The following is a 20,286-nucleotide window of genomic DNA, read 5'->3' as shown; positions in this document are numbered from 1 at the left end:
GCAGTATAAATAGGTAAATTTACGGTGGTATCGCAAATCTCAATTCATAGAATATGCGTAATAGCCGCGCTTATTATATAACGCGCTAAACCGCCGGAGAATTGTATGACAATGTTGTTGCAAAGCCTGAAAATCCGCTCGTTGCTGGTACTGGGTTTTTCCTTCACGCTGGTTATTACCCTTGTTATCGCAATAGTGGGTGGTGTGGCACTGCAGTCGGTGGTTGACCGGGTGGATAAAGCTGATGATGCCAACCGTATTATTAAACAGGTGCTAGCGCTTCGGCTGGCAGAAAAAAACTTTGTGCTTGCCGGAAAAACAGAGCAGCAGCAAGAAGTTGTACATACGTTGGCACTAATTCAGTCCCAGCTTGATGAGACCAGTGGCCAGTTTACAGATTCTGAAAATCTTGACCAGTTAACTGAGCTTAATAATAATATTGCACTGTATCGCAGAGCCTTTACTGCACTAACTCTGGCTGATACTAATGCCAAGCTAAAACGGACTGAAATGGAGCAACTGGCGCAGCAGCTGGAACAAGATCTGAATAAGTTCAGGGCGCTGCAAAAAAAGCAGGTACAGCAATTGCTGGCATCAGGTGCAGATATTAGCGCTGTAACGGATGAGCTTAACGAGGCCGACAATGCTAACCGTCTGATTAAATATTTGTTAGATACCCGGCGTGATGAAAAAAATATGCTGCTGGGTAACAACGAAGTGGCAGCAAAGCAAGTAAGGGCGGGTTTGTCAGATGCAAGCCAACTTGCTGATAGCATTTTACAAAACACCGAGCGCCAGGACAGCAAGCAGGTGGTACAGCAAGTTATAGAAGGCTGGCAACGTTACGCCAATGCCTTCAACGCATTTTATCAATATTATAGCGAGCGCCAGCAACTGGACCGACAGCTTACTGATTCAGCGAGAACACTGGTTGATACCGCTGAAGCACTGCGGGCTGATCAACGCAATGAGCTTGACCGCGATACTGGATTTTCATATCAGTTGCTGCTTCTAGGCGGCACAGCAGCACTAGTCATTTCGGCCTTAGTTGCCTGGTTATTAATCCGGGTTATTACCAAGCCATTAAAACATGTCTATAAAGCCATGCTTGATGTTGCACAGGGCGAGGGCGACCTTACCCGGCGATTACCAGTCAAAGGTAAAAATGAGCTGGCATTGCTTGCTGGTGCTTTTAACGAGTTTGCCGAAAAAATGCGTAGCGCCATTGAAACAGTAGCCGGTAAAGTAATGCAGTTATCCAGTGCTAGTGAAGAGCTCTCGGTAACATCAGACCAGTCAAGTGAGGCGATACAACAGCAGCGCTTGCAGACAGACTCACTGGCCGCAGCCATGGAGCAAATGGCTGCAACAACGATGGAGGTAGCACGAAATATTGCCAGCAGTAATGTCATGGCAGAGGAGGCAAAGCAACAAGCTGATGCTGGGACAGAGATTGTGTCAAACTCGGTGCAACAGGTACATAATGTAGCATTGCAAATAACTCAGGCTGCTGAAATTGTTAAACAACTGGCGACTCAGGCACAGGGTGTGTCGTCCGTGCTGGATGTGATTAATAGCCTGGCAGATCAAACCAATTTGCTGGCATTAAATGCCGCTATCGAAGCTGCCAGAGCAGGGGAGAACGGCCGGGGTTTTGCAGTGGTTGCCAGTGAAGTAAGAGTGCTTGCCGGTAAAACCCAAAGCTCAGCTGCTGAGATAAGGGATATGATTGAGCAACTGGAACAAAGCGCCAAACAGTCCGTCGAGGTTATGCAAAATTGTGCAAACGGTACCGGTCAGGCTACCACATTAAGCCAACAGTCGGGGCAGGCATTAAGCAGTATTAGCGATTCAATTAACGATATGTTGGATGTCAGTACCCAAATTGCCAGCGCAGCCGAGCAGCAGCGCGCGACCACTGAGGATATGAACCGCAACACTCAGATGATCCGTGATTTAGCAACACAAAATGCCGATGCTATTAAGCAAACGTCCGCTACAACCCGTGAGCTGGCTGGTATGGCGGAAGAACTGCAGGTAATGACAGGGCAGTTCAGAATTAATTGACGCTGCAGCAAAGTGACGCTAAACAACCGTTAATTTTTGCAGGACCACAAGATAACCACTGCAGCGGAATCGGTAATATCACAGCGGTATTGCTCCAGCGCGTTAACTGTAAAATAGTGGTCTTATTTGGTAAGGGCATTTTTATGCACAAGCACCTTGGGCATATTCTGCCGCAGGCACCAAAGCCTAAACTACAAATTGGCGATTCTGGCTAAAAGCTCTGCTGTATTATAGGGTTTGGCAATAAAACTGAAAGGGCTCGCAGCGCCTTGTTCATGCGGCCCAACGCCAGAATATCCCGACGTCAGCAGAATTTTAATATCGGGCTGAAGTGTGCTGGCAAGGTGTGCCAGGGTGCTGCCTGATATCGCACCCGGGGTGACAATATCAGAAAATATATAATTGAAGTGATGGTGTTCTATTTGCAGCTTCGCCTCATCGGCTGTTGGCACAGCCATAACATCATATCCTGCCCGCTGCAGTACGACCGTTAAATGTTGCAGCAGTAGTTCATCATCTTCCACCAGCAGCAAGCGGTCTTTCTGCAGCAATGAACCTTTATTGGCCGTTTGTGCAGCTGCAGTGTGCACAGGTATCAGCAGGCAGATACTACAACCTTTGGACGCGTTGTCATCAATATACGCGGTACCGCCAGATTGCTGCATAAAGCCGTAGACAAAACTTAACCCTAAACCAAAGCCTTCACCCACCATTTTAGTGGTAAAAAATGGTTCAAAGGCTTTTTGCCGCACATTATCAGCCATACCCGGGCCGTTATCCGTTACCCGCAGTTGCACATAATAAGGCTGAGTTAACTTATACTGGGTAAACACCTCTGGCAAAGCGGGCTCTGTAGTCAGAACAATTTTACCACCGTGCGGCATCGCCTCTCTGGCATTTATCACCAAACTTAACAGGGCGAGAGAAAAATGCTCTTTGTCAAGTTCGATCATCGACTGTTCATCTAACTGTTGCCAGCTAAGTTCTATTGAATCGTTCAGCGCATGGCGCAGCAGTGGTATGGCGCTCTCTACTAGTACTGCCAGTGATAGTTTTTCCGGCTTTAACAGTTGACGCCGGCCAAACGCCAGTAAATGCCTAGTCAGATTGGTTGCTTTTTGCGCCGCTTGCAAACATAGCTGTGCTGATTTTAATGCCGCTGGTTGTTGCTGCAATGTCTCTGTCAGCAGCTCAGTATTACTGATAATTACGGTAAACAAATTATTAAAATCATGTGCTATACCACCGGTAAGTTTAGCCAGGGCATCCAACTGTTGCGCTTGTTGTTGTAAATTTGTAGAGCGCTCAAGTTGCGCCGCCAGTTGCTTTTGCCGGCTAATGTCCCGGAAATAGACCGCCAGGCCATTGTGGGTGGGGTAGGCAGTCACATCAAAATGGCAATCTAATGGCGCAAAATATTCATCAAATTGTACTGTAACTTTGTTTGTAGCAGCGAGTTCATATTGCTGTTGAAACACTGAACCAACCGCTTCAGGGTAACAATGCCAGACATTTTTATCCAGCAGGTTGCGTTTGGGCTTGCGTAATAATTGTTCGGCAGTTCGATTGATAAAGATAAAGCGCCAGTTATCATCGAGCAGAAAAAATGCATCTGAGATTTGCTCCAGGGTGTCGTATAAGTCTTGCTGTACTTCCGCCAGTTGGTCTTTGGTGCGGATCAGCTCGTCAACATCCTGAAAGGCCCCCTGCACGGCGACAATCTGGCCCTTATCATCATACTCAGCCTCGCCGATAGCCCGCACCCACAGGGCGTTACCATGCAGATCAATAAGCTGGCAAATCTCGTCATAGCCAGTGCCATATTGGGCGCAGCGGTTAAACCTTTCTTTCACCAGTTGCCGGTAGGCAGGAGCATAAAAATTAATGGCTTGCTCGGCTGGCATGGTCTGCGGTTGCGAGAAACCATGGATTGCTGCGGTTTGCTCAGACCATTGCGCCTGGTTAGTTTCTAAGTCAACCCGCCAGCCACCTAAGCGGCCGGAGCGGCTGGCGATAGCTAATAAGCGTGATGATCGTTCCAGTTGCTCGCGCTGGTTTTTTTCTGCTTGTAACAAGCCATAGTTTTCAGATTCCAGCTTTAACTGCCTGGTAACGTCCCTTGCACACACCATGACAGCGTCAGTGCCGTCAATTGCGGTTAAATGCGAAGTGATTTCGACAAAAAGTACTTTACCGCTTTTGGTTAGATGACGCCAAACCCCGGCTTTTTTGCAGCCCGAGCTTCCCCCGGCAATGGTTGCCTGAAGTGCCGGCAGGTCCTCTGCCGGGCGAATATCGGCGATGGTCATTGCCAGAAATTCCTGCTCGCTGTAACCATACTTTTGTATTGCAGCGTTATTTACCGCCAGGTATTTCAGCGTTGTGCGTTCATACAACCACATTGGCTCTGGATTATCGTAAAAAAAACTGCTAAACAAAGCACTATGGTTAGAGAGTAAATTGATATTCATTGCAAGCACCTGCGTTGACATAACTCAAGTTTACGATGTTTAATATTAAAAGCTATTAGTAAAATTACTTAGTAACATTGTTCGGCGAATAGCTTAAAACATAAGTTAACAAGTGCGTTGGATTGAGCCTGTTAATAATTAAGGAAAAGTTCAGGGAATGAAATTAGTTATAACAATTGTTGTCGTCGGGCTGTTCTTATTTCTGCTAAGTCGCGTCTTGCTGATGCCAAAGCTACCGGATGAGCTTACTCTGGGCTACAGCCAGGAAGCGCCGTACTCTTATTTAGATGAAAGCGCGGAATTAAAAGGTATTTTTGTTACAGCGGCGCATGATATTACCGAAGAGCTGCAGGTTGATAATGTTCACTGGTTGTTACATGATTTTTTTCAATTGTTTACCAGTCTGAAGGGCAAGCGTATCGATGTTATAGCTGCCGGCATTACCATTACGCCACAGCGGGCTGCAAGCTTATGTTTTACCGAGCCTTTATTGCAGGCACGCTCGGCTTTGCTGGTGCTGGCAGATGCCGCGACTGCGGCTGGCATTACTAAAGATCCACAACATAAGATTGCAGTACTTGCTGACTCAATAGAACACAAGTTATTTGCAGAGCAGGGATATTCGTTGGTATTGGTCAGCTCCGTCAGGGAGGGCGCTGAGGCAATACTGCAAAAAAAAGCACTGGCTTTGGCGTTGACTGAGCCGGCCATAGTGCGGTTGATGCAGCGTTATCCCGAGCAATTTAAATTAGCGCTGGCACCTGGGATGCCGGTATTTGAGCATTATTCGGCTTTTGCGTTTCACCCTGACAATGCCAGCTTAGTAGAGCAGTGGAACCGGGCGCAACGCCAGTTGCAGCAGCAGGCAGAGTTCAAAGCTGAAGTGGAAGCACAGGGCTTTATCGTGCCGCAATTTTCACACACTATTACAGACGATTGTTATGCCGTTTAAAAAAGAGCGGCAATTAATGCGCCGGCTTGAGTTAATTTATCTGGCCATTTTTGTGCTGTCAGTATTGTTATTAGGCCTGTTTATACTGCGCGATCACGCCGTAAGGCAGTTAAACCAGCAGCTACAAACGTTACATTATGCGCGCCAGGATTTTGATGCCGGCGCACTGCATATACTGTTGGCAGATACCAGCCTTGTGCAATGGCAAAGAGAAGTCGGCCAGCAACGTTTTGCGCAAGCGTTGGCAAGTTTACTGGAAATTGCCAGTGAGCATGTCAATAGCCGCAGCAGCTTGCAGCAAGAGATTCTGCAGATTAAGCAAAGCATGGAGCTTTTATTATCCCTGAGCACAGCGCCTGAGGCTGAACTAAGCCAGCAAATTATTAGGTTACGGTTAAACATAGAGCAGTTGTATACACTCCTGAATGCGGAGCTGCAACGGGAGCTTAAAAACAGCCGTTACTGGTTTTTGAGCCTGGTGTTTAGTGCAATATTGTTGGTAGCAGGGTTGTTTATAACGCTGTTACGTACCGAGCGCAAACGTGCGCGGTTTCATAAGGAGTTATATGACTCCGAACATCGTTTATCCTTGATTGCTGACAATATTGATGAGGTTTTCTGGCTTAAAAATGCCGAAACGGGTGAATTGCTATATTTGTCTTCAACTTTTGAGAAGTTATGGCAGCTTCCAGTCCGTGATATTCATGCCAACCCGGATATATGGCTGCAAAGAGTACATCCTGATGATAGGCAGAGTGTGCATGAAGCGATAGCGCAGTCGCGCTTGCAGTCAGTTAGTGTTGATTTCAGAATAGTGCAACCAGATGATGAAATTAAGTGGGTATGCGACCGGCTTTTTCCGGTAAGCACATTTAACGATAACAATGAAGTTATACAGCTTATTATTGTTATCGAATCTGATATTACGCAGGCAAAACTGTTAAATGAAAAATTAAGTATTGCCCAGAAACTAGAATCCCTGGGTAAGCTGACCGGTGGTATAGCGCACGACTTTAATAACCTGCTGACCGTTATTATGGGTAATGCTCAGCTAATTAATGATTTGCTGCTACCCGACTCTCCATTGTCCGAAATTGCCGCTCTTATTGTTAAAGCCGCCGAACGGGGGGCGTCCTTAAACCGGCAGCTACTGGCGTTTGCCAGCAAACAGCAGCTAAAACCGGAGAAAATTGACGTTTGTGAACTGCTATCCGATATGCAGCATTTGCTGCGCCGCACGATGGGCGACAGTATCCGGATTGACTATCAGCCTTGCCCCAACGATGTTTATTGTTTTGTTGATGCCGGTCAGTTGCAAAATGCGCTAATAAATCTCTGTATCAACGCCAAAGATGCGATGCCGGCCGGTGGCACTATTAGCATTAGTCTGCAGCGTTCAGATGACAATAATTATGCGGTAATACACGTGGCAGATACAGGAGAGGGCATTGCTGATAGCGTGCTACCGCATATTTTTGAACCATTTTTTACCACCAAAGCAAAACAGAAGGGCAGTGGCCTGGGGCTTAGCATGGTTTATGGCTTTGTAAAGCAATCGGGTGGCAACATAAAGGTAAAAAGCCTAAAAAGCCAGGGTAGCTGCTTTACCCTGTTATTGCCTTTGTGTACTGACAGCGAGAATGCTGGCAGTATTGAAAACGTTCTGGAGCAGCCCCTTAAGGCAGGTAAAAAATTACTGCTTGTGGAAGATGACGATATGGTGCGTGATAGCGTATTACAAATGCTTGGTAATACCGACTATAGTGTTGTTTCTGCGGCAAATGCTGACAGCGGTTTAGCCTTATTAAATGAACATCTTGATTTTGATATAATGCTGACCGATATCATAATGCCGGGGCAGTTAAACGGCATAGCGCTGGCAGATTACGTGCAGCAGCATTTTCCTGAGATTGCCATTATCCTCACCTCCGGTTATGTTGGTGATTTACAGCAGCAGTACAGCAGTTTTGCCAGCTATGCTTTTTTGGCTAAGCCATTTAGTAAAACCCAGTTGCTTACTGCCCTGGCGCAACTTGAGACGCATTGACGGCGGCTTGCTTCTCGGTATATTTAACCGCGCGTTGCTGCGCTAAATCAAGCTTCATATACAACTGTTGTATTGAGCTGAGTTCACCCATTTTACAGTCCAACTCGGTGGCGGCGTAGCTGAAAGGTATATTGTGCTGTTTTTTATCTTGTTCAGCCGCTGCCAGATTAAAAAAAGCAGTTATCGCCATCTCGATTAACTCTGCATCCTGAGCAACATGCAGAATAATAAAGCTATTTTCTTCAACTCTGGCAATAAGGTCGGCCCCGGCAAAGCTCTTTTTTATCAGCTTTGCGGTCTCCCGGATAATCCGGTCATAGTAAAGGTTAAAAATGTCGGCATGTTCCGGACTGTCAAAATGAACTTTAATATTAACAAGTTGCATATGTAATTGATGGTTTTGACACAGTTTAAGCAACGATAGCGCTCTGTTATCAAAACTGGCACGGTTTTTCAACTGGGTTAGCGGGTCCAGGGTCATTTTGCTATTCCTCGTTAATTCGTCTTCCAGCATAGTTGCCAGGTCCTGCAGCGCCTCGGCATCAAAGTTTGTTACTGGCCTGGGATCAAAATCCAGCATGCATAATGAGCCTATTACGACACCATTCGGGGCTTTAATAGCGTGGCCGGCATAAAAACGGACAAATGGCTTGCCAATCACCATGTTATTCTGGTTAGTTTCGGTATTAAACAGGGTATCAGCAACAAAAAAACTGCCGCTATGTCGGATAGCCAGTTCGCATAAGGCACCGTTGCGCTCGATTTCATTGTGCTTCATGCCAATTTTCGATTTGTACCAGATGCGGTGTTGATCAACTAATGACAGGGTACAAACTGGCACGGCAAAGATTCGTTGGGTCAGCCGGATAATCCGGTCAAAGCGCTCTTCAGGTGCCGAGTCCAGAATATCCAACGCCCGCAATGCTTTGAGACGCGCCAACTCTTTATCATCCTGATGCCTCACTACCCAGTCTTCAACCTGACTGGGTGTTAAAGGCCGGGCGATATAAAAACCCTGGGCGGAGTCACAGTGCTTTTTCTGTAAAAAAGCCAGGGTCTGCCTGTCCTCTATGCCTTCTGCGGTCACGGACAATCCGAGCGCATGGGCCATATCGATAACACTGCTGATTACCAGCCGCGATTCTTTGCTTTCTGCCGCAGTACCGACAAAATTTTTGTCAATTTTAAGCTCGGAAAAAGGCAGCCTGACCAGCTGTAAAATTGATGAGTAGCCAGTACCAAAGTCATCGATGGATAACTGAAAGCCATATAGCCGCAGCCGGGTAAGCGTATCCAGCGAGGCTATCGGGTCAGACATAGCGGCTGTTTCGGTCAGTTCCAGGATGATATTACCGGGTTCAACGTTGCAACGTGCGCACTGCGCAATCAGATAGCTAAAAATATCTGAATGAGCAATGCTAAGCGCAGAAATATTAATAGCAAGTTTTAACACCTTGTTATTGAGGTTTTGTGAATGTTGGCCGGCGCTTGACACAAATCCGGCAAACCAGGGCACCGCCGTATTAATGACAAATTGCGTCAGACGGTCGATGAGACCATGTTGCTCACACAATGGAATAAACTGCTCCGGGCTTATTTCGCCTAAACCAGGCAAATTTAAGCGGCACAGTGCTTCAAATCCAACCAGACTACTGGTTCTGCAGTCAATTTTGGGTTGGTAGACCAGATAAAAATTTTGCAGCTCGAACGCTCGTTCCAGCTCCGCAACAGACAAAACGGCTTTTTGTGGCTGATGGATGCGTTGGTTCAGTTGTGCCGCAGTGGTATGTTTGCCAAGCAACTGCCGTAACGTTTCTGGCGTAAAGGGTTTGGCCAGAGTGCCCAGCACTTTGAAGCCATGGCTGCTGGCAGAGCGGGAAGCGGCTTCCAGTAAACGTTGGTGCGCGCCGCTAAGCACTATTACATCTGGTTTATTAATGGAGGGAGCTAAATCGGTTAGCACGGTTATTCCGTCAGTATCGCCCAGTAATAAATCGACTATGACCACCTGAGGGCGCCAACTGCTTACCAGGCTTAAAAAGCTGCTGCTGTCGTATACTGACTGCACCTGATGTCCGGCAAACCTGATGATATGCTCCAGCGTCAGGCAATTATCAGCATCGTCGTCCAGTACCAGTACTTTAAGCATTTTGTTCACCTGCAGCTTTAAACAGGTTTTAGCCTAGACGTTTTAGGGGGGACGGCACATCGGTATATTTACGTATTTTGCTCTGCAATATTTGCCAAAACAACTAACCGGGTCAGTTGGGCAACAGTTTTTATATTCAACTTTACAAATACGCTGGCTTTATGGGCCTCTACGGTGCGGGCGCTAATATAAAGTTTTTCAGCAATACTGGTGGCTGATAAGCCTTCAGCCGCCAGTCTGGCTATAGCCAGTTCGCGCTCTGATAAAGCACTCAATGCCTGACGGGCTGCTTTTACCGGTTCAGCCTGAGTGCGTTTTAAGTGATGCTGCGCTATTGCTGTTTGGATGGTTTCCAGCAGCACCGGATTACTGACAGGTTTTTGTAAGAACGTAAAAGCGCCGCTGGCCATAGCCTGCACGGCTGAATCAATATCGGCAGCACCACTTAAAAAAATAACCGGTAAATCAATCTGTTGTTGCCGTAAACGTTGCTGCAGTTCAAGCCCGTCTATTTCTGGCATCCGCAGATCCACGATTAAGCAGCCTTGCTGGACATCTTTTACGTTTGCTAAAAAGGTTGTGGCAGTTAAATAGGTTTTGACGGTATAACCGGAACAAAACAGCACGTTTTTTAGTGTTTCCAGAACCAGTTCATCATCGTCAACGATATAAATTTTACTATTTATATTAGGCATTTATAAAATAAGTCGTGCTTATTTGCAATTTTTGTAAAGGTACCAGCTTTCAGCAATTTACGCCAGTTTTGCTGCTGCTTTATCCGCCAAACCAGCACATATTTATTCAGCTGTAACAAATAATACTTAATCCTCTCACTGTGAAATTAGGTAATTTTACCAATAGGCGCAGCCTACAATACTACCTATTATCCGCTGCAGATCAGCGCAACAAATGAAAATAGTTCGGTTGAGGAGACTGACAAGTATGGAATTTATGGTTAGCGACGCCACTAAAAGCCCGCCTGTATCAAAGCTGGTAGCCGCTACTGGCATTATCGTCGCCCTGACCGCCCAATATGCCGTTTCTGCGAGTGTTTATGCGTTGTTGCTAAATGCGGCTTCACTATTATCCCTGGTCATTTTTTATCAGTTTCAATTCAATCGCCAACACAGCAGTCTGTTGCAGCAACAACAGGCCCACCGCCAGTTGCTGAAGAAAGTGCCCCCGCCAGAATATGAGGCTGCTTATAACTGTCTGATGGACAACCTTGATGCGGTGCTGCCAGTCTGGCAGTGCATTCTGGCAACCAGTAATGAGGATATGACCAATGCCACTCAGGCACTCAGTGAACATTTTAGCGATATTAATTTTGCAGTTGAGCAAGGAATGCAGAACGCAAATGATGATGCGGTGCAACAGCGCCAGCAGCGGATTAATAAAGTAGCGCTGGCCGCCAGGGATAGTTTTGACACACTGAAAGTAGCTATAGAAACCGGCGGCAAGCGTGACACTGAAACCTTAAATGTGCTGGAGCAACTGGTCAGTGGTTTGCAGAGTGTGGAAGGCCGGGTAAGCGAGGTGCAGAAAATTGCCTCACAAATTAACTTATTGTCGTTAAATGCAGCTATTGAGGCAGCCAGAGCCGGCGAGGCTGGCCGCGGTTTTGCCGTAGTAGCCGACGAGGTGCGTAAGCTTGCTAATTTTTCTGCGGAGATTGGCCAGCAAATTAATAGTTCAGTAAATGAATTTGGTGAGCAGCTAAAAGCGGCAATAGGGCAGGCTCGCACCTCTGTCACAGAAAGCCGGGGCCAACAACAGCAAAATCTGGGTGTAATAGACAGCACAATGGCGCAGATCAGCAGCGAGCTGGATGTTATCAGCAGTGATACCAGTAGCTTGCTGGCACTACGGCAACAGGTAGCCGGCCATATGCAGGAAGTGGTGTACCATCTGCAGTTTCAGGACCGGTTAAGCCAGGTGTTGCAGCACACCAATGAAGCCCTGGAAGAGCTACAGCAATTGTTGGAGCGCAATAAATACAACAAATTGGGTTTACTGGCCAGTGCAACTGAGCTACTGGAACACATGCAAAGCAGAGCCACCACCGATTTAGAGCGCAAGGCGCTTGGTATGTTGCATCAAGACTACAGAAATACTGAATCTGAATTAACTTTTTTTTAATCGAGGAAAAAACTGATGAGTAAAACCATCCTGGTTGTTGATGATTCCGCATCGGTCAGACAAGTGGTGTCACTGGCGTTGAAAAGTGCCGGACATCAGGTGATTGAAGCCGTAGATGGTGTGGATGCACTGAAAAAGTTAGATGATAACAAAAAGGTTCATCTGATAGTCAGTGACGTCAATATGCCCAATATGGACGGCTTAAGTTTTGTTAAAGCAGCTAAGGCGAAAGCGGAATATCGTTTTACCCCGGTGCTGATGCTGACGACAGAATCGGGCGAAGATAAAAAAGCCGAAGGCAAAGCCATAGGCGTAAAAGCCTGGCTGGTAAAGCCGTTTAAGCCGGAGTTATTGCTCTCTGCCGTAACTAAACTGGCCTGAGGCTAAGACTATGCAAACTGATGACATTCGTTTAGCGCCGGCCAGCCTGACCATTTTCGATGTCCGTCAGCTGGAGGATACCCTGCAAACCAGTCTGAGCAATAACCAGCACTTAATTATTGATCTACAACAGTTAGCCGAGCTGGATGCTGCCGGTATGCAATGGTTAATGAGTTTAGCGCAGCGTGGTTTAATCCGGGAGCAGCGCTTACAGCTGTTAGAGCCAAACGCCTTTTGTCTTGAGCAACTTAGTTTGATGGGATTAACAGAGTTGATTGGAGGCGAAAATGACAGATCCAATTAATACCTTCAGAGCAGAAGCGAAAGAGCATTTAGATGCCCTGGAGCAGGCATTGCTGGATTTGGAGCTTGAGCCGGATAACGCTGGTCAGATAGCCGCCGCGTTCAGAGCGATGCACACCATAAAAGGCTCGGCCGGCATGGTGGGATTTGATCATCTGTCCTACTTTACTCACCATCTGGAAAACCTGTTTGAGTCAGTTCGTAATGGCAAAGTGGCACTAACGCCAGAGCTTTGCCAATGGGTACTGCAGGCTGCCGATCACATTGGTGATTTGTTGCTAAATACCGAGCCCGGCGCTGAATTAACCCTGATAAGTGAAACTATCCTGGCGAAACTGGCCGATGTAATGCCGGCAAACATGGTTGCCGCGCCAGTGGCGGCAACGCAGAAAAAATCAACAAAGACCGTTAAGGTTCAGCTTTATCGTATCGATATTAAACCGCATCAGCAGTCGTTCTGTGAGGGGCTGGATATATTTCCTGTGCTGCGTGAGCTGAATGAGCTGGGAAGCTGTCATACAACCTGCTTTTTTTCTGACACTTTTGTGGCAGACAATTTTGACCCGGAAAGCTGCTATTTGCATCTACAGGTACTGTTATCAACCACGAAAAACAAAGACGCCATCGCTGATGCGTTTATTTTTGTCAATGAAGACTGGTCAGTGCAGATTGTCAAAATAGAGCCGGAAGAAGCACACCGGCTGGGCGATTTGCTGGTTGCCCAGGGCGTAGTTGAAGCCAAAGTCGTTGACGAGATTCTGCAAAGCCAACCAAAAACCGGTGAGCTACTAAGCGGTTCCGGTCTGGTAAAGCCCGAACAGGTGCAGCGCGCCCTGGCCGAGCAGCAATATATCCGTAATCAGGCTGGCAGCAGCGAAGAGCAAAGCATCCGGGTGCCGCAACACAAACTGGACGCGTTGATGGATCAGGTGGGGGAACTGGTGATTTTGCAGGCCAGTCTGGATCAGCTGGCGCTAAGTAGCGGCAATGATCGCTTAGCGGAGCTGGCCGAAGAGCTGAATCGTTTGTCCAATGGTTTACGTGATATTGCTTTTGATATCCGGATGCTGCCTATTGGCAGCACCTTCGCCCGTTTTCGCCGTCTGGTAAGAGATTTAAGCCGCGACTTAGGCAAAGAAGTGTTACTGGAAACCAACGGTGCTGAGACTGAGCTTGACAAGGTGGTGCTGGACAAACTGGCAGACCCGTTAGTGCATATGCTGCGCAACAGCCTGGACCATGGCATTGAAAACCCAGAGCAGCGCCGCTTAGCCGGTAAACCGGAAAAAGGTGTTATCAGCTTATCGGCCAGTCATTATCAGGGCCAGATCCTGATTGAGATAACGGATGATGGCAAAGGTCTTGATCCAGAAAAAATTCTGGCCAAGGCTACTGAACGTGGCTTGGTTGCAGAAGATGCTGTGCTGGACGTGTCGGACATTTACCCGCTGATATTTGCTGCCGGTTTTTCCACCGCAGACAAGGTGTCTGATGTCTCCGGCCGCGGTGTTGGCATGGATGTGGTAAGAAGCGCGATAGATGCCCTGCAGGGACAAATTCATATTGAATCCGAGCCCGGCAAGGGCACCCGTTTTCGCATTCTGCTACCGATGACGTTATCAATAATCGATGGCCTTATGGTGGCAGTGTCTGAGCAGCGCTTTATTGTGCCACTTAATATGGTTGAGGAATGTATTGAGACCATAGAAACCGAGGCGCACCCCCGCAGCGATACTTGCTTGATACAGCACCGTGGCCAGCTGATACCGCGGCTGCGGCTGCGCGACAAATTCAGTCTGCCAGGTAAGCGGCCCGCTATTGAGCAAACCGTGATAGTGCGGGTAGGCGACGAAGCCATTGGCATTACGGTTGATGAAGTAATAGGCAATCATCAGACTGTAATCCGAAATCTCGGTCGGTTATACCGGGATGCGCCAGGTGTTATGGGCGCTACCATTCTTGGCGATGGTGGCATAGCAATGATTCTGGACTTGTTGTCGCTGGCTGTAACAGCGCGCAAGCGTGACATGAATAATTAAGCAAAAGGATCGATAACATGATACGCATAGGCATTAAAACACTGCTGTACATCGCATTTGCGCTGCTGATTGCCCTGCTGGCGGTTACCAGTTATATGGGCTTAAGCGCCTTAGACCGGGCGCGGGATCGCTTAAACGAAACCATAGACGGCCCGGCGGCCAAGGTGCGGCTATCCGGCCAGATCCGGGCTAATTTACTGGAGCTGGACCGGCTACAAAAAGATTACATTATTGCGTTTACCGCAGACAGGAAGACGCAGTTTGAAATGGCGATTGGTGAAACGACGACAAAATTTGATCAGCGCCTGCCTGAGCTTGAGGCGTTGGTAAGTGCTGAAGGCAAGGAGGTGCTGCAAACCCTTAAAACAGCGCTGGCAGAGTACCGGGCAGTTGCGCGGCAAGTGCGCTCGATTTCAGCACTGACAGAAGATTCTGGTGCCAACAAAGAAGATATAGACCGCACAGACCGTGAGGCCTATCTACTGTTGGAAAGTAAAGGCGTACCTGCACTGAACACGGTTGAAACCGCGGTTCGTAAACTGGTGGAAATTAACGAACTGGATATGGTTGATTCGCAACAACGGGCTGAGCTGCGCTATCAGGAAACCAGAACCCGCTTGCTTACCACCTTATTGGTGTCTTTTATTCTGGCTGTATTAGCCGCTGTAATTATTATTTTGCGGATAAATTTGGTAAGCCGGTTAGCCGTGGCTATCGGTGAGGGTGACTTAAATCAGCAGTTTAACCCTAATGCCTCTGATGCTGACATTTATGGTGTACTGCGCAATATGAATGGCAAATTGCGGGAAATAGTCGGTGAGATTAAGGAGTCATCTGGCAACGTCACTGCCGGCAGTATTGAGCTTAGCAGTACTGGTCAGCAGATTGCGCAGGGGGCGACCGAGCAGGCCGCCTCACTGGAAGAAATTTCATCAAGTATGGAGCAGATGAGCGCCAATATTTCGCAGACGGCAGATAACGCCCGGCAAACAGAGCAAATTGCCCGTAAAGCTGCCACTGACGCCGACTCAACCGGTGAAGCGGTACGCAGTTCAGTGACGGCAATGAAAGATATTGTTGAAAAAATAGGCATTATCAGTGAGATAGCGCGGCAAACGAACTTGCTGGCGCTGAACGCCGCTATTGAAGCTGCGCGGGCTGGTGAGCATGGCAAAGGCTTTACCGTAGTAGCTGCAGAAGTGCGGAAACTGGCCGAGCGCAGCCAGAAAGCTGCCGGTGAAATTGTTGAGCGCTCAAAAAACAGCCTGGATGTATCGGAAAAGGCCGGAGCTATGCTGGCCGAGCTGGTGCCGAATATTCAGCGCACGTCAGATTTAGTACAGGAAATTAGCGCTGCTGCCTTAGAGCAGGACAAAGGCGCAGCTGAAATTAACCGTGCCTTACAGCAACTGGACCAGGTAGTGCAGCAATCTGCCGCTTCCGCAGAAGAGCTGGCGGCAACCTCTGAAGAGCTGTCTGCTCAGGCTGAGCAAATGAATGCCTCGGTCGAGTTTTTCCGGGTTGATAACCAACCTGGCGTGAAAACGACAACAGGCCGCAAGAGCAAAGAAGGACAAAAGAATCAGCCAATGAAAAAACGTCCGCTGTCGGCTAAACTGGCAAGCGCCGGTGGTGTTGCGTTGGATTTGGATGATGATGAAGATTTTGTGCGTTATTGAGGTGAATCATGGAAAAACATCAGTTAGCACATCATGACGTCAGTAACCTGCAAGTACTTTCGTTTATGCTCGATAACGAATGGTTTGGCGTTGAAATCAGTGGTATTCAGGAGGTGCTGGAATTTCGTCAGGTAACCAAAGTACCCAGAACTCCGGACTACATGTTGGGGGTAATAAATCTGCGCGGCAAGGTGATCCCGGTAGTGGATTTAGGCAAGCATTTTGATATGCCGGCTAAACCACCTACCCTGGATACCTGCATCATTATTATCCATGTCGATATTGATGGTGAGTCGACCCCTTTGGGCATAATGGCGGATGAAGTAAAAGAAGTGGTGGATATCGCTATTAAAGATATCAGCCCGCCGCCACGTATTGGCAACCGGATTAACAGTGCCTTTATTTATGGCATGGCAAAACATGATGATGCCTTTCTTATTTTATTAAAGCTTAGCCGGATATTCTCTGCCGACGAGCTGAGTAAAGTAGCTGTACAGGTAGACGAAGTGCCAGAGCTGGCAACAGATAATGCTGAGCAGGGTTAAGCATTATGCCAGCACTGTTTGCACAGCCGGATAGCTTAACCGATAAAGACCATAAGCGGGTGGCCAGTTTTGTGGAGCAGGTGGCCGGCATTCAGTTGCCGGTGTATAAACGTCAGCTTATTGAAACCCGCCTGCGTAAGCGTTTAAAAGCCTGTGGTATCAAGCGGATTACCGATTATTTAGACTTTGTGTTGTCGGAGCAGGGTAAAGCAGAACAGACGGCACTGATTGATGTTATTACTACTAACAAAACTGACTTTTTCCGCGAGCCGGCGCATTTTGATTATTTAACCGGTTTTATTTCGCAGCAGTTGACGCGTGGGCATTATCGGCGCGCGCCTTTAAAGTTATGGAGCGCTGCCTGCAGCAGTGGCGAAGAGCCTTATACCCTGGCCATGCTGCTAACTGAGTTACAGCAGGACTGGCCAGATTTTGACTTTAGTATTCGCGCCACTGATATCTGCTCTACGGTGTTAGGCAAAGCGCAAAATGCGGTGTACTGGCACGACAGAATAGCACCGATAGCTGAGGCGCTTAGAAAAAAATACCTGCTGAAAAGCAAGGACCCGACGAAGAAGCTGTTTCGAATTGTTAAACCGCTGCGGCAAAAAGTCGACTTTAGTTTGTTTAACCTGATTAACGGCACCTACCCCGGCGAGCAGCAATTCGACATGATTTTCTGCCGTAATGTGATGATTTATTTTAATGAGCAGGACCGGGCTAAAGTGGTGCGCAATCTGGTTTCTTGCCTGGTGCCTGGTGGGCTGCTATTTCTGGGGCATTCAGAAACCGTGGGCAATCAGCGTATAGGCCTTCGTGCAGTAAGTCCTACTGTGTATCAGCGGGTGGCTTAAATGATCAAAGTACTGATTGTTGATGATTCTGCCGTGGTGCGCCAGGGGCTGAGTGAGATCTTCAGCAGTGAGGCCGACATAGAGGTAATAGGTACGGCTGCCGACCCTTTCGTCGCGGTTGAGAAAATGCGCCAGCTAAAACCGGATGTCATTACGCTGGATATTGAAATGCCGCGGATGGATGGCCTGACTTTTTTGCGTAAAATTATGTCGCAACACCCGATACCGGTGGTGATTTGCTCGTCTTTGGTATCAGAGCGTTCAGACACCCAGCTTAAAGCGCTGGAATATGGTGCTGTGGATATTATCCTTAAGCCCAAGTTGGGTACCAAAGCTTTTTTGTTTGAGAGCCGCCAGCTGATTACTGACGCTATTCGCGGCGCTGCCCAGGCAAAAGTAAAGTTACTTGGCGTGAAAAAAGTCACCAGCCCTAAACTTTCAGCAGATGCGGTATTACCATCTGTGCCATTAAAAGCGATGGCAGAAACTACTGAGAAAGTCATCGTTGTCGGCGCTTCAACCGGTGGTACAGAAGCGATACGGGTGCTACTACAAAGCATGCCGGCAGATTGCCCGGCAATTGCCATCGTACAGCATATGCCTGAGGGGTTTACCCGCTCTTTTGCTGACCGGCTTAATCAGTTGTGCCGTATTCAGGTAAAAGAAGCCGAAACCGGTGATACCTTATTGCGGGGCCATGCACTTATCGCACCTGGTAACCGCCATATGCTGATAAAGCGCAGTGGTGCCCGCTATTATATTGAGTTGCGCGAGGGCCCGCTGGTCAGTCGCCACCGGCCATCGGTAAATGTGTTATTTCGCTCGGCAGCCCAGCATCTTGGCGCTAATGCGATAGGGGTAATGTTAACCGGTATGGGCGATGACGGTGCTGATGGCATGCTGGAAATGAAGCAGGCCGGCGCTGCGACAGTAGGGCAGGATGAGGCGACATCAGTGGTTTATGGCATGCCTAAAGAGGCCTTCAAGCGCGGTGCAATTGATGTGCAATTACCACTGGAGCAGATTGGCAGCAAGGTATTAGCAATAAGTTTGAAAAGGTAATTAACAAAGTATGCCAACAAGTTATAACAAGCCACCTATTGTCCTGCATGCCGGTGAGTTAGTGTTTGGTCGCGGCAGGCGCTTACTGCATACTTTGCTGGGGTCTTGCGTCGCCATAACATTGTGGCACCCGCATAAGCGGCTGGGGGGTATGTGCCATTTTGCCTTACCCGCTGCGCCTGATGGCAGTATTCCGGGCGAACCTGATGCCCGCTATGCCACTGATTGCGTAGCATTGTTTAAAAAATTAGCTGCGGAGCGCCAGACATCATTAAGTGACTATCAGGCCCGTATTTTTGGTGGCGGCAATATGTTGCAAAGCGCACGGTTGAGCAGTGCGGAATTTGCAGAGGTGCAAAAAAGCCCGATTGGCGATACTAACTGTAGTCAGGCTTTTAGTTTGCTGATTGCTGAAGGGGTAAAAATTATTGAAGCTGACGTGGGTGAAAATGGTTATCGTAAAGTGTCGTTTGATCCACACAGCGGTAAGGCACGTTCAGTTTTTTTTGATGTTGCTAAGGTTTAGCCGGCTGCTCTTCCTCACTCATCAGCTTGCCAAACCCGCTCTTGTAGTAAATCAAGGTAGGGACCAGCTTCAGGATCATCATTAAACCAGAGCCCCAGCACTTTTAAAAACTCCGGGTGCCGGCGCACCAGGGGCAGTACCTGATTTATCTTTGCTATTGCCGCCCGGCCCCATTCGGTATTGGTACAACCGATAGCGCCAAGCACATGCTGGCCCTGGGTTTCTGCAATAGGCAGAAAGACCAAATTGCCGGCGGCATTCTCCGCTTTATCAAAATTATGCAGGATCTGATACTCAAGGGTGTAGTCAATCCGGCCCTTTTTAATCATCGACAATATGGCTACTGTCGCATTTTCACCGGTGTGTGCAATCCGGCTAATCTCATTTTGTAATGCTTGATCTAAAATATTTTGTACTGCAGGGTAATGACGGCCATCAGGATAGCCAAAGCGAAAAGAACGGTCATTTATTAAACTGGCAAGACGGACCGGATTACCATGTCGTGCTTGTATAGTGCGCGCCTTCTCAGTGGTGGTGATAATGCCGTGTGGATGATAAAAGTGAGTGGGCTCGCTTTGAATCGTCTCGCCTGGAGTGGGCCGATAAATCATGCACGGAAAGCATTGATTTGCTTTGCGTTGAAATTGCTGGCGAATGCGTGTTTGTGGCAGCACATAACGGTTGCTCGCAAGTTCGGGAAGATGTTCATTTACGACATCTATTAATGCATCACATATTCCCAGACCGGCATGCGGGCCATCTAAAATATGAAAGGGTGGTGCGCTGTTAATCACCCATTCCAGAGACTGGATTTGATATTGCGCACGCTCCCCGGCTGCAACCGGCGCTATATAGCCTGGCGTTAACGTCGCCAGTAATAGCAAATACCGTTTGAGCAACATTTCAGTCTCCTCCATATAAGCAACATCACAGTCAGGTGGCCGGAATTATTACATATTGTCAGAAATCGCGGCTGAACCCAATATTAGCGTCATTGCAGAGTTGTGAAGATGCTTACACTTCTATACGGTTATTTGTTGTCCTTCAGTTCAATGAATCCAGTTAATCTTCG

At 47.9% G+C, this 20,286-nt stretch carries 16 protein-coding genes; 12 read left to right on the top strand and 4 right to left on the bottom strand.

Going from position 1 to position 20,286, the window contains the following annotated elements; all coding sequences use genetic code 11:
* Positions 1 to 105 precede the first annotated feature (105 nt).
* Positions 106 to 2,067 (top strand): HAMP domain-containing methyl-accepting chemotaxis protein, encoded by a 1,962-nt coding sequence (locus CRO03_RS03725; protein ID WP_097110189.1) that lies wholly within the window; start codon positions 106 to 108, stop codon positions 2,065 to 2,067.
* A 191-nt stretch (positions 2,068 to 2,258) separates the two neighbouring features.
* On the opposite strand, the gene CRO03_RS03715 is transcribed toward CRO03_RS03725, so the two are convergent.
* On the bottom strand, positions 2,259 to 4,538 hold the full coding sequence (locus tag CRO03_RS03715) for a PAS domain S-box protein (RefSeq protein ID WP_170948930.1): 2,280 nt from the start codon (positions 4,536 to 4,538) through the stop codon (positions 2,259 to 2,261).
* 157 nt (positions 4,539 to 4,695) lie between these two features.
* On the opposite strand from CRO03_RS03715, the gene CRO03_RS03710 reads away from it, so the two are divergent.
* Complete coding sequence (locus CRO03_RS03710) at positions 4,696 to 5,490, top strand: transporter substrate-binding domain-containing protein (protein WP_097110186.1); 795 nt, start codon at positions 4,696 to 4,698, stop codon at positions 5,488 to 5,490.
* Entirely contained in the window at positions 5,480 to 7,537 is a 2,058-nt protein-coding gene (locus CRO03_RS03705) for a hybrid sensor histidine kinase/response regulator (protein ID WP_097110185.1), read from the top strand. Before CRO03_RS03710 ends, CRO03_RS03705 begins: the two co-directional genes overlap by 11 nt.
* Here the strand turns inward: CRO03_RS03705 and CRO03_RS03700 are convergent.
* Both CRO03_RS03700 and CRO03_RS03695 read right to left on the bottom strand, forming a co-directional pair.
* Positions 7,506 to 9,686: an EAL domain-containing protein gene (locus tag CRO03_RS03700; protein WP_097110184.1), complete on the bottom strand. Its 2,181-nt coding sequence runs from the start codon at positions 9,684 to 9,686 to the stop codon at positions 7,506 to 7,508. The genes CRO03_RS03705 and CRO03_RS03700 overlap by 32 nt on opposite strands.
* A gap of 68 nt (positions 9,687 to 9,754) precedes the next feature.
* A complete protein-coding gene (locus tag CRO03_RS03695) occupies positions 9,755 to 10,381 on the bottom strand; it encodes a response regulator transcription factor (protein WP_097110183.1) in 627 nt (208 codons plus the stop codon).
* A 247-nt stretch (positions 10,382 to 10,628) separates the two neighbouring features.
* Here CRO03_RS03695 and CRO03_RS18490 point away from each other — a divergent pair, with 247 nt between their 5' ends.
* Genes CRO03_RS18490 through CRO03_RS03650 form a run of 9 tightly spaced genes read left to right on the top strand, consistent with a single transcriptional unit; the run spans position 10,629 to position 19,214 of the window.
* Positions 10,629 to 11,825 carry a methyl-accepting chemotaxis protein gene (locus CRO03_RS18490; RefSeq protein ID WP_170948929.1) on the top strand — a complete coding sequence of 399 codons (1,197 nt, stop codon included), beginning with the start codon at positions 10,629 to 10,631 and terminating at the stop codon, positions 11,823 to 11,825.
* A 15-nt stretch (positions 11,826 to 11,840) separates the two neighbouring features.
* Positions 11,841 to 12,206, top strand: coding sequence for a response regulator (locus tag CRO03_RS03685; RefSeq protein WP_097110181.1), 366 nt, complete (start codon positions 11,841 to 11,843; stop codon positions 12,204 to 12,206).
* 10 nt (positions 12,207 to 12,216) lie between these two features.
* A complete protein-coding gene (locus tag CRO03_RS03680; RefSeq protein ID WP_097110180.1) occupies positions 12,217 to 12,510 on the top strand; it encodes an STAS domain-containing protein in 294 nt (97 codons plus the stop codon).
* Positions 12,494 to 14,548 (top strand): chemotaxis protein CheA, encoded by a 2,055-nt coding sequence (locus CRO03_RS03675; protein ID WP_097110179.1) that lies wholly within the window; start codon positions 12,494 to 12,496, stop codon positions 14,546 to 14,548. The genes CRO03_RS03680 and CRO03_RS03675 overlap by 17 nt, the downstream gene beginning before the upstream one ends.
* Positions 14,549 to 14,565: 17 nt before the next feature.
* Positions 14,566 to 16,227: a methyl-accepting chemotaxis protein gene (locus tag CRO03_RS03670; RefSeq protein WP_097110178.1), complete on the top strand. Its 1,662-nt coding sequence runs from the start codon at positions 14,566 to 14,568 to the stop codon at positions 16,225 to 16,227.
* An 8-nt stretch (positions 16,228 to 16,235) separates the two neighbouring features.
* The gene (locus CRO03_RS03665; protein WP_212682323.1) at positions 16,236 to 16,772 is read left to right on the top strand and encodes a chemotaxis protein CheW; all 537 of its coding nucleotides are present in this window, start codon (positions 16,236 to 16,238) and stop codon (positions 16,770 to 16,772) included.
* A 5-nt stretch (positions 16,773 to 16,777) separates the two neighbouring features.
* Complete coding sequence (locus CRO03_RS03660) at positions 16,778 to 17,626, top strand: CheR family methyltransferase (protein WP_097110176.1); 849 nt, start codon at positions 16,778 to 16,780, stop codon at positions 17,624 to 17,626.
* A complete protein-coding gene (locus CRO03_RS03655) occupies positions 17,627 to 18,688 on the top strand; it encodes a protein-glutamate methylesterase/protein-glutamine glutaminase (RefSeq protein ID WP_097110175.1) in 1,062 nt (353 codons plus the stop codon). It begins immediately after the preceding gene.
* A gap of 10 nt (positions 18,689 to 18,698) precedes the next feature.
* A complete protein-coding gene (locus CRO03_RS03650) occupies positions 18,699 to 19,214 on the top strand; it encodes a chemotaxis protein CheD (RefSeq protein WP_097110174.1) in 516 nt (171 codons plus the stop codon).
* A 14-nt stretch (positions 19,215 to 19,228) separates the two neighbouring features.
* On the opposite strand, the gene CRO03_RS03645 is transcribed toward CRO03_RS03650, so the two are convergent.
* Entirely contained in the window at positions 19,229 to 20,116 is an 888-nt protein-coding gene (locus tag CRO03_RS03645) for an ABC transporter substrate-binding protein (protein WP_097110173.1), read from the bottom strand.
* Positions 20,117 to 20,286: the final 170 nt, after the last annotated feature.

Source organism: Arsukibacterium tuosuense (assembly GCF_900215315.1).
GTDB classification, from domain to species: domain Bacteria; phylum Pseudomonadota; class Gammaproteobacteria; order Enterobacterales; family Alteromonadaceae; genus Alishewanella; species Alishewanella tuosuense.
This window is presented reverse-complemented; position numbering and strand designations above follow the sequence as displayed.